Origin of the sequence: Enterococcus sp. 3H8_DIV0648, assembly GCF_002140655.1 — a bacterium.
GTDB lineage: Bacteria > Bacillota > Bacilli > Lactobacillales > Enterococcaceae > Enterococcus_A > Enterococcus_A hulanensis.
In genome coordinates this window covers 57,765-67,599 of the sequence record NZ_NGLG01000001.1, presented here as the reverse complement: position 1 = coordinate 67,599, position 9,835 = coordinate 57,765, and the positions used below count along the sequence as shown (strand labels likewise).

The window sequence follows — 9,835 nt, the reverse complement described above, 5'->3', positions numbered from 1 at the left end:
GTTCTTCTTTATCAATTACATTCTTCCGTAATGAAAATTCTATTGGTACATAATCTAAACCCGGTTTCGCAAATGGATGACAACGTAAAATCCGTGAGATCCCCATCAAAAATCCTTTGAAACCTCCATGAACCTGTACCGCCTTAATCATATAGCTTGAACACGAGGGATAATAACGACAAGAAGGCTGTGTTAACGGCGAAATAAATCGTTGATACCCTCGTACTAAAAAAATAATCCCTTTTCCAATGAAACTCAATTCTTTCACCTCGAACGTTTCTATGTAACACTATTTTTGAAACTATCTAAGTCTCCACCACAATTACAATTATACTAACCCTTTTAATTGATAGTTCTAATTTCTGTCATTTTAGACCTTTTTTAATGATCTGCAAAACAATCATTTCCACAATAAATACAGCTGCATTCACCACATCTAATATTTTAAGAAACTGCAAAAAAAGAGATTACACCAAAAATGGAGCAATCCCTTTATTAATAATCAACGCACTATTAATGAACAAAATCTAAAATGTGACGCCAAACATCTGGCAACAGCACTTTAAATGGATTTCCGCCACCCATTGCACCATAACCAATCATACTGCCGATGATGAATAATAAAACACCTGCAAGTAAAATCGCTACGATTCGAATCAAGCTGCGTAAGATATGTTCGCCTGAACTCATATATCCACTCCTTATGCCATAACAGTTGTTAGGTCATTTGCTTTGCTTTCATTATCTACACGTTCCACGTCTGCACCTAAGCGTTGCAATTTTGTATGGAATTGATAATAGCCGCGGTCTAAATATTTCAAATTACGCACACGTGTAATACCATTTGCCCGCAAGCCTGCTAAAACTAAAGCGGCAGCGGCACGCAAATCTGTGGCATAAACTTCTGCACCTTGTAAATCTGTCGCACCCTTAATTAATGCAACATTGTTGTCAATTTTGACTTGTGCATTCATTCTGCGCATTTCTTCTAAATGTTGGAAACGATTTTCAAAAACAGTTTCTGTTGTTGTACTGACACCATCCGCAACTAATTGAATCGCGGTCATTTGTGCCTGCATATCTGTTGGGAAGCCTGGATGCGGCATTGTTTTGATATCAGTCGCTTTCAACGTTTTAGGACCGATTACACGCAGGCCATCGTTTTCTTCACTAATCTTAACGCCCATTTCGATCAATTTAGAGATTAATGGACGATTATGTTCTGGAATCGCACCATCAATCAAAACATTTCCCTCTGTCATCGCAGCAGCAACCATAAATGTCCCAGCTTCGATACGGTCTTGAACGATTGGATGTGATACGGCATGAAGATGATCAACGCCTTCAATTCGCATTGTTTCTGTACCGGCACCATGAATGCTGGCACCCATTTTATTCAAGAAGTTTGCTAAATCAACGATCTCAGGTTCACGAGCAACGTTTTCGATTACCGTTGTTCCTTTGGCTTTCACAGCCGCCATCATGATATTTTGAGTCGCGCCAACACTTGGGAAGTCTAAATAAATAGTATCTCCGACTAATTCATCAGCAATTGCCTCGATATACCCATTTTTTTGGATAATCTTCGCACCTAATGCTTGGAATCCTTTTAAATGCAAGTCAATTGGGCGTTTGCCGATCGCACATCCTCCCGGCATCGCAACTTTGGCATGACCGTTACGAGCCAATAGAGGTCCCATTACAACAATAGATGCACGCATTTTACTTACATATTCATAAGGAGCTTCCACGAGTAACTGACGTGTAGCATCCACGGTAATTTCTTTCGTTTCTTCATTAAACTCAACGTCTGTATTCAAATAACGAATCACTTGATTCATGGTAAAGACATCAGATAAAATCGGAACATTACTTAAAGTTGATGTCCCTTCTTCCGCCAATAAAGTCGCAGCTAAAATTGGCAGCACAGCATTTTTGGCTCCTTCGATATGTACTGTTCCTCTTAATTGTTTACCACCACGAACGATGATCTCTTCCATTGTATTCCCTCCAAAAAAGCTATCGATTTCCGCATATATGTACCTTAGTTAAATGTCAAAAATATATTTTTACACAAAAGAATGATTTCCAAGAAGAATGTGCTGCAAGTAAAACCTAAAGCAATTGCTATCATCAAAATCACAAGTCTTACCTGTGTTTCCTTGAACGCCTTAAAAAAATTCTCTATGCGCAATGATCTTAAAGACCAAAAAGCTAAATAGATAAAGGAAAAATGCGAGACGATTCTAATGATTGCATCAATTCCATATACTTGCATAATTCGTATCCTTTCAAAAAAAATCAACAGTTGGATTATATCACAGTTTCAGATAAAGAAGAACACTTTGCACACTCAAAGGACTGTACAGAAACTTTTAAAAAACTTAAGATTTATTTTTTGTTTTTTAAACATCCAAAGTAATTTCTGTTATTCCGAAAAAGTCCTTTAAAAATTTTTGTTTGGATTCTTTTATCAATTTTTCGAGAAAATTTTAATTAATTTTGATAATGAAATTTTAAAGAAATAGGTTTCAGTTATTTAGCTCTTTAATCTAAAGATAGTTTTAAAAAATTGGTTTTTTACAAGAAAAAAGCCATGTCAAAAAATTGACACAGCCTTCTCAAAAAAATTAACGATGTTTTGATACTTTGATACGATTCATCGCACGGTGTAAAGCAACTTCGGCACGACTTAGTTGGTCGGTGTCTTGTTTTTCACGAGCTTCTTGAATTCGTGCTTCCGCACGTTGTTTTGCTCTTTCGGCACGAGAGACATCAATATCGCGTTCGCGTTCAGCAGTATCAGCGATGATCGTCAATACATTATCTCGAACTTCCATGATTCCACCGTTGACTGCAATCCAGTCAACGTGTGTATCAGAATCTGTTCGACGAACACGAACCTCATCGATTGCAAGGGGTGCAATGATCGGCGCATGATTGGGTAAAATCCCAATTTCACCAGCGACTGTTTTAGCAACAACGATGGTTGCACTATGATCATAGACGTTACCATCTGGAGTAACAACGTTCACTTGCAGAACTTTGTTTTTTTCTTGTTCCATCGGGCACCTCTTTCTAGTAGCCTAAAGTTTTCGCTTTTTCTACTACGTCTTCGATCGGACCTACGCTGCGGAAAGCATCTTCAGGAAGGTCATCGTATTTGCCTTCGAGGATTTCTTTAAAGCCTTCAACAGTTTTTTCAACTGGTACATATGAACCTGGTTGACCAGTAAATTGTTCCGCTACGTTAAAGTTTTGTGACAAGAAGAATTGAATACGACGTGCACGAGATACGATTACTTTTTCTTGGTCTGACAATTCGTCCATCCCAAGGATCGCGATAATATCTTGTAATTCGCGGTAACGTTGTAATACACGTTGTACTTCTGTAGCTACACGGTAATGTTCTTCCCCAACAATCTCAGGTGCCAAAGCACTTGAAGACGAAGCCAGTGGATCAACCGCAGGGTAGATACCTTGTTCGGTCAATTTACGTTCCAAGTTCGTTGTTGCATCTAAATGGGCAAAGGCTGTTGCTGGCGCTGGGTCAGTATAGTCATCGGCCGGTACATAGATAGCTTGGATTGAAGTAATTGAACCTTTTTTCGTTGAAGTGATCCGTTCTTGTAATTGTCCCATTTCAGTAGCCAAAGTTGGTTGGTAACCAACGGCTGATGGCATACGACCAAGTAAGGCTGATACTTCTGATCCGGCTTGTGTGAAACGGAAAATGTTGTCGATAAACAACAACACATCTTGGCCCTCTTCGTCACGGAAATATTCAGCTAACGTCAAGCCAGTCAAGGCAACACGCATACGTGCACCTGGTGGCTCATTCATTTGACCAAACACCATGGCAGTTTTTTCAATAACGCCAGAATCTTTCATTTCATAGTAAAGATCGTTACCTTCACGAGTACGTTCACCAACACCGGTAAATACTGAAATACCACCGTGTTCTTGTGCAATATTATGAATCAATTCTTGAATCAAGACGGTTTTACCAACACCGGCACCACCAAAAAGTCCGACTTTACCACCTTTTAAGTAAGGAGCTAATAAGTCGATAACCTTGATCCCTGTTTCTAAAATTTCGTTACTAGTGCTAAGTTCTTCAAAAGCTGGTGCTTTTTTATGAATGCCGCTCTTTTCTGCATCTTCAGGAAAAGGTGCCTCTTTGTCGATTGTTTCACCTAATACATTAAACACACGACCTAAAGTTTCTTTACCTACTGGAACAGAGATTGGTTTGCCTGTATCGACAACTTCCATTCCACGTTGCAAACCATCAGTTGATTCCATGGCGATCGTGCGGACAACACCATCTCCAAGTTCCAAAGCAGCTTCAAGAACAACTTTTGTTTTATCTTTTTTATAAACGATCAACGCATTGTTGATGTCTGGTAAGGATTGATCTAAAGAAAATTCCACGTCGACAACGGGACCAATAACTTGAACAATCTTGCCTGAACTCATGTTTTTTCCTCCAATCTCGAAATTATTCTAATGCGGAAGCCCCGCCGACAATTTCAGTAATCTCTTGGGTAATCGCAGCTTGACGAGCCCGGTTATATGAAATCGTTAAATCATCAATGATTGCGCCTGCGTTATCTGTCGCTGTCTTCATCGCAGTCATTCCGGCCGCGTGTTCTGCCGATTTAGCATCAACAATCGCACCATAGATCAAACTTTCAGCATATTGCGGAAGTAATTGATCTAAAATCGCTTCTTTTGAAGGTTCGAATAGATATTCTTCCCGATACGTTTGTGCCTCACTTGGATCCAAGTCAGAGATCGGCAACATTTTTTCTACCCGAAATTGGCTGGATAATGAATTAACATGATGGTTGTAACATACGTACAATTCATCGAAGACTTGATTTTCATACATACTGGTTGTCATCGAAACGATTTTTCGTACTTCATCAAAGCTTGGCTGATCCGATAAATTGCGTAATTCATAAGCTAATTTAACGCCGCGAGCTTTGAAAAAGTCCGCACCGGTTCCACCAATGGCTAACAAAACATATTCATCAGCAGAATCATGATCATCTTCAAGCATCGTCATGGTTTGTTTTAAAATCGAACTATTGTACCCGCCGACCAAACCGCCATCAGAAGTAATCACAATATAACCAGTTTTTTTGACTGGACGATTTAACAACATACTGTGATAATTAATGCCGCCTAATTCACGACCAGAATTAGCCAACTCAGTTAATTCGCTCGCTGTTAAGTGGGTCAATACTTCACGTACTTTTGAAGCATAAAGTTGAAATTTTGCTGAATAAGCTTCTGATTTCGTTAATTTAGATGCCGATACCATTTGCATAGCGTTGGTGATTTGACTGGTTTTCTTCGTCGATGCAATCCGTGTTTTGATTTCATTTAAGGATGCCATGATTTATTCTCACCTCGATTATGCTTTTTCTTGGTTAGCTGAAGAAGCGTCAAAAATATCTTTAAATTCTTGAATCGCTCCATCTAATTTATCTGTATCTGGCAAGTCTTTCGTATCGCGAATTGTCGCAAATAAGTCTGAATGATTCGTTTCCAAATACTCAAATAATTGTGCTTCAAAATCTAAAATACTATTGACTGGAATACTATCAAGTACACCATGAGTCAAGGCATAAAGGATCACAACTTGTTTTTCAACAGGAAGCGGATCATGTAATTTTTGCTTTAGCACTTCAACGGTTCGGCGTCCGCGATTCAATTTTGCTTGAGTAGCAGCATCTAAATCTGAACCGAATTGAGTGAAGGCCTCTAATTCACGATAGCTTGCCAGATCCAAACGAAGGGTCCCAGCAACTTTCTTCATTGCTTTGATTTGTGCTGACCCACCAACCCGAGATACTGATAAACCAGCATCAACAGCTGGACGAATCCCAGCATAGAACAAATCATTTTCCAAGAAAATTTGTCCATCAGTGATTGAAATTACATTAGTAGGAATATACGCAGAAATATCTCCCGCTTGTGTTTCAACGAATGGTAAAGCGGTCAACGAACCGCCTCCTAGTTCATCTGAAAGTTTTGCAGCACGTTCTAATAAACGTGAATGCAAGTAGAAGACATCCCCTGGATATGCTTCACGGCCTGGCGGACGACGCAATAGTAATGAAAGTTCACGATAAGCAACTGCTTGTTTTGACAAGTCATCGAAAACAACTAAAACGTGCTTACCGTTATACATGAATTCTTCCCCCATCGCTGTTCCAGCGTAAGGCGCGATAAATAAAAGCGGTGCAGGTTGAGAAGCACCAGCTGTTACGACGATCGTATAATCCATGGCACCAAACTTACGAAGTGTTTCCACCTGCGAGCGTACCGTAGATTCTTTTTGTCCGATAGCAACATAGATACAAATCATATCTTGACCTTTTTGATTAATGATTGTATCGATAGCGATCGAAGTTTTACCAGTTTTACGGTCACCGATAACTAATTCCCGTTGGCCTCGACCGATCGGAACAAGTGCATCAATGGCTTTTAAGCCCGTTTGCATTGGTTCTGAAACTGACTTACGCTGCATAACACCGGGAGCCATCGCTTCTACTGGACGCGTCTTGCTTGTTTCGATTGGTCCCATACCATCAATTGGTTGTCCTAATGGATTTACAACACGACCGATCATGTTATCGCCAACTGGCACTTCCATGATTTTACCGGTACGTTTTACTTTATCTCCTTCACGAATGGACTCAAATTCACCTAGAACGATGATACCGACATCATTGCTTTCTAAGTTTTGTGCCATTCCATAAGAGCCGTTAGAAAACTCTAAAAGTTCTCCACTCATTGCATTTTCTAAACCATGGGCACGGGCAATCCCGTCCCCAACGTAAGTGACTGTTCCGATTTCTTCAACAGACAGCTTATTATCATAATTTTGAATCTGTTCTTTGATTAAAGCACTGATTTCTTCTGCTTTGATGGCCATTCATTTCACCTCTTCTTCTCTACTTTTTACTAAGTGCTGCTCGTAGACCATTTAATTGGCTGGCGAGGCTTCCGTCGATCACTTGATGATCGGCTTCAACAATGACACCGCCGAGAATTGATTTATCAACTAACGGGGTTAGCGTGGCCTTCTGGTAGCCAAAAACATCAGCGACTTTTGCTTCAAGTTCATGTTTCTTTTCTTCAGAGAGCGGTACAGCCGTGGTGACTGTTCCGTGTGCGATTTTATTTAATTCATCATAACGACGTTCAAATTCCTCAATCATAAAAGGAAGATCATCGCTGCGATTGTATTCAAAAACAACTAATAGGAAGTTTTTGACGATACCGTCAAAGCCGCCAATAAAAGCATCCATGATGGCGTTCTTTTCAGCACTTGTTAAACGAACATCGGTCAAAATATTTCCTAAATCAGGAATTTCTTTACAGATTTCTCGAATTGTCAATAACTCTTGATAAACATCATCGGCAGCTTTATTTTCGATCGCCAATTCAAACAACGCTTTTCCATAACGTTTACCAACAGTATATTTATCAAGCTTCATGTTTTGTATTACCTAACTTATCCATATAGTCATTAATCAAATCTTGATGAGCATCTTGCGAAAGCTCTTTACTCAAGATCTTTTCTGCGATTTGTAGAGAAAGTGTAGCCACATCATCTTTAACAGAAGTCAACGCGTTTTCACGTTCATCTTTGATTTCCGCTTGTGCGCGATCTTTTAGACGAGTAACTTCTTCTTTTGTATCCTTGATGATGTTTTGACGGCTTAACTCGCCACTTTCTTTCGCATTTTTGATGATATCTGCCGCATCACTACGAGAACTTGCTAACTGAGTTTCACGTTCTTTTTCCAACTCAGCCGCTTTAATCCGAGATTGTTCGGCAGAATCTAGATCATTGGCGATCTTATCTTCACGTTTTTGCAGAATGTCTTGAACCGCACCCCACGCGAATTTTTTTAATAATGCCATCAGTATCACGAATGATAGCGTAACGACAATTAGATTACCGAGCGTTACATTAACAGCCTCAGCAATTACTAGATTCAGCATACTCGGTCTTCCTTTCTGTTCTTTCTCATTAAAAGAACCGTCAAACGGTCCTCCTTGCTCACCTATCAGTAAGTCTCAACAAAAAAGTATTAGTTTTTATTGGAAAACCATTAACATACCTAATACAACACCAAGAATTGGCACAGCTTCGATCAAACCAACACCGATAAACATTGTTGAACGAATTTGACCTGACATTTCTGGTTGACGTGCCATTGATTCAATTGCTTTTGAAATTACTTGTCCGTTACCATAACCAGCCCCAATTGCGGCTCCCATGATTGCGATTCCTGCACCGATAAAGTTCATAATAAATTTCCTCCTAAAAGTGTGTTAAATTTTTTATTCTACCTCGATTTTATGACTGATATAAACCATAGATAGAGTTGTGAAAACAAATGCTTGGATACTACCGATAAATAGTGAGAATGCGATCCAAATCATCTCAAGCGGTATCGCGAATGGCAAAGTCCACCATCCCGCGCTTGTGACCATGCTTGCGATAAGCGAAAGCAATACTTCACCAGCAAAAATGTTACCGTAAAGACGTAAGCCTAACGTAATAACATTTGTAAATTCTTCCATCAACTTAATAGGAAATAATCCTGCTGGTGTAAAGAAAGAATTTTTGATGTAACCGCCTAAGCCCAATTTCTCTGTGCCTAGATAATTGGCTAATACCAATACGAGTAAGGCCAATCCCATTGTTACAAAGGGGTTAGCAGTCGGACTTTTCCAATAAGTCACCTCATTACCTGTGACGATTTTTGTGACCAGCCCAATTTGGTTTGCTACAAAAATAAATAAGAACAACGTAAATGAGAACAAACTAAAATTTCTGACTTCTTTACGAGGCATGTTGTCGCCAACTATATTCGTAGTGAAATCAATGACCCACTCAATTGCGTTTTGCTTTCCTTTGGGCTTCAATGATAGGTTGCGTGTAAATGCAAAAACAAGGAAGAAGACAATCACACATGTCAAAATAATCATTGTCGTTACCGTACCATCAAACCATATGGGACCAATATGGAAAACCCAAGATTTTTCATCCAATTCAGTTCACCTCTCTTCCCAGCGACTCGCGTCAGCTCGTGCCTGCTTAGCGCTGCTCCTCAAAATACTACCGTATGTTACCACCAGAGAAAGAAAATTTCAAAGAATTTTCCTAAAAATTTTCGAATAACTCGGAGTTTTTTTCTCTAACGTTATTTTATCCCTGCCTATACGCCTTAATTAGCTGGTTTTGCCCGCAAAGCGGCTAGTATAGATTGTAACCAATCGTATCAAAAACCATTGTGAAGTAAAGAAATTATCCCCAAATATGCGAAAAAGAATATTTTGCTAACGAGAATAGTTTTTCAACGTCCGACTAATTTGTCGATCAACATCTTTACGCTTCAAACTTTCTCGCTTATCGTATTGATTTTTTCCCTTCGCAACACCGATCAACACCTTTGCGTACCCATCTTTCAAATATACTTTCAATGGTACTAGTGTTATCCCAGTATTTTTTAATTCACCAGCTAAACGCGCAATCTGTTTTTTGTGCATCAATAATTTACGTGTCCGAACAGGATCATGATTAAAGATATTTCCTTGTTCGTACGGACTAATGTGAACATTATATAAAAAAGCCTCGCCATTTCTAACACGAGCAAATCCGTCCTTCAAATTGATACGACTATTCCGAATAGATTTGATTTCAGTACCTTGCAAAACAATTCCAGCCTCGATCGTATCAATGATCGTATAATCGTGGCGTGCTTTTTTATTTTGTGCGACTAATTTACCTTCACCTTTTGGCATA

13 protein-coding genes are annotated in these 9,835 nt (G+C 39.4%); all 13 read right to left on the bottom strand.

Annotated features, from left to right (window positions below):
- A partial coding sequence (yidD, locus tag A5875_RS00360; RefSeq protein WP_088934593.1) for a membrane protein insertion efficiency factor YidD occupies nucleotides 1-250 on the bottom strand: 250 nt, incomplete at its 3' end.
- Nucleotides 251-513: 263 nt separating this feature from the next.
- Nucleotides 514-690 carry a DNA-directed RNA polymerase subunit beta gene (locus A5875_RS00355; RefSeq protein ID WP_010746744.1) on the bottom strand — a complete coding sequence of 59 codons (177 nt, stop codon included), beginning with the start codon at nucleotides 688-690 and terminating at the stop codon, nucleotides 514-516.
- Nucleotides 691-701: 11 nt separating this feature from the next.
- Nucleotides 702-2,000 carry a UDP-N-acetylglucosamine 1-carboxyvinyltransferase gene (murA, locus tag A5875_RS00350; protein ID WP_088931770.1) on the bottom strand — a complete coding sequence of 433 codons (1,299 nt, stop codon included), beginning with the start codon at nucleotides 1,998-2,000 and terminating at the stop codon, nucleotides 702-704.
- A 44-nt stretch (nucleotides 2,001-2,044) separates the two neighbouring features.
- The gene (locus A5875_RS00345; protein ID WP_088931769.1) at nucleotides 2,045-2,278 is read right to left on the bottom strand and encodes a DUF1146 family protein; all 234 of its coding nucleotides are present in this window, start codon (nucleotides 2,276-2,278) and stop codon (nucleotides 2,045-2,047) included.
- 352 nt (nucleotides 2,279-2,630) lie between these two features.
- Nucleotides 2,631-3,065, bottom strand: coding sequence for a F0F1 ATP synthase subunit epsilon (locus A5875_RS00340; protein ID WP_088931768.1), 435 nt, complete (start codon nucleotides 3,063-3,065; stop codon nucleotides 2,631-2,633).
- A 13-nt stretch (nucleotides 3,066-3,078) separates the two neighbouring features.
- Nucleotides 3,079-4,479 carry a F0F1 ATP synthase subunit beta gene (gene atpD, locus A5875_RS00335; protein ID WP_088931767.1) on the bottom strand — a complete coding sequence of 467 codons (1,401 nt, stop codon included), beginning with the start codon at nucleotides 4,477-4,479 and terminating at the stop codon, nucleotides 3,079-3,081.
- Between the two features lie 22 nt (nucleotides 4,480-4,501).
- The gene (locus A5875_RS00330; RefSeq protein ID WP_088931766.1) at nucleotides 4,502-5,407 is read right to left on the bottom strand and encodes a F0F1 ATP synthase subunit gamma; all 906 of its coding nucleotides are present in this window, start codon (nucleotides 5,405-5,407) and stop codon (nucleotides 4,502-4,504) included.
- Between the two features lie 15 nt (nucleotides 5,408-5,422).
- On the bottom strand, nucleotides 5,423-6,949 hold the full coding sequence (atpA, locus tag A5875_RS00325; RefSeq protein ID WP_088931765.1) for a F0F1 ATP synthase subunit alpha: 1,527 nt from the start codon (nucleotides 6,947-6,949) through the stop codon (nucleotides 5,423-5,425).
- Nucleotides 6,950-6,968: 19 nt separating this feature from the next.
- Nucleotides 6,969-7,514: an ATP synthase F1 subunit delta gene (atpH, locus tag A5875_RS00320; RefSeq protein ID WP_088931764.1), complete on the bottom strand. Its 546-nt coding sequence runs from the start codon at nucleotides 7,512-7,514 to the stop codon at nucleotides 6,969-6,971.
- On the bottom strand, nucleotides 7,504-8,025 hold the full coding sequence (gene atpF, locus A5875_RS00315; RefSeq protein WP_088931763.1) for a F0F1 ATP synthase subunit B: 522 nt from the start codon (nucleotides 8,023-8,025) through the stop codon (nucleotides 7,504-7,506). The genes atpH and atpF overlap by 11 nt, the downstream gene beginning before the upstream one ends.
- Before the next feature lie 96 nt (nucleotides 8,026-8,121).
- A complete protein-coding gene (gene atpE / locus A5875_RS00310) occupies nucleotides 8,122-8,334 on the bottom strand; it encodes an ATP synthase F0 subunit C (protein ID WP_010743272.1) in 213 nt (70 codons plus the stop codon).
- A 33-nt stretch (nucleotides 8,335-8,367) separates the two neighbouring features.
- Nucleotides 8,368-9,081, bottom strand: coding sequence for a F0F1 ATP synthase subunit A (atpB, locus tag A5875_RS00305; protein WP_088931762.1), 714 nt, complete (start codon nucleotides 9,079-9,081; stop codon nucleotides 8,368-8,370).
- A gap of 288 nt (nucleotides 9,082-9,369) precedes the next feature.
- Nucleotides 9,370-9,834, bottom strand: a complete 465-nt coding sequence (gene smpB / locus A5875_RS00300; protein WP_088931761.1) for an SsrA-binding protein SmpB — start codon at nucleotides 9,832-9,834, stop codon at nucleotides 9,370-9,372.
- Nucleotide 9,835: the final 1 nt, after the last annotated feature.

What these genes read in the sequence shown, in the direction of transcription:
- A5875_RS00355 (WP_010746744.1), bottom strand. Translation starts at nt 690, where the DNA reads ATGAGTTCAGGCGAACATATCTTACGCAGCTTGATTCGAATCGTAGCG.
- atpA (WP_088931765.1), bottom strand. Translation starts at nt 6,949, where the DNA reads ATGGCCATCAAAGCAGAAGAAATCAGTGCTTTAATCAAAGAACAGATT.
- smpB (WP_088931761.1), bottom strand. Translation starts at nt 9,834, where the DNA reads ATGCCAAAAGGTGAAGGTAAATTAGTCGCACAAAATAAAAAAGCACGC.
- atpE (WP_010743272.1), bottom strand. Translation starts at nt 8,334, where the DNA reads ATGAACTTTATCGGTGCAGGAATCGCAATCATGGGAGCCGCAATTGGG.
- atpH (WP_088931764.1), bottom strand. Translation starts at nt 7,514, where the DNA reads ATGAAGCTTGATAAATATACTGTTGGTAAACGTTATGGAAAAGCGTTG.
- atpD (WP_088931767.1), bottom strand. Translation starts at nt 4,479, where the DNA reads ATGAGTTCAGGCAAGATTGTTCAAGTTATTGGTCCCGTTGTCGACGTG.
- A5875_RS00345 (WP_088931769.1), bottom strand. Translation starts at nt 2,278, where the DNA reads ATGCAAGTATATGGAATTGATGCAATCATTAGAATCGTCTCGCATTTT.
- A5875_RS00340 (WP_088931768.1), bottom strand. Translation starts at nt 3,065, where the DNA reads ATGGAACAAGAAAAAAACAAAGTTCTGCAAGTGAACGTTGTTACTCCA.
- atpF (WP_088931763.1), bottom strand. Translation starts at nt 8,025, where the DNA reads ATGCTGAATCTAGTAATTGCTGAGGCTGTTAATGTAACGCTCGGTAAT.
- murA (WP_088931770.1), bottom strand. Translation starts at nt 2,000, where the DNA reads ATGGAAGAGATCATCGTTCGTGGTGGTAAACAATTAAGAGGAACAGTA.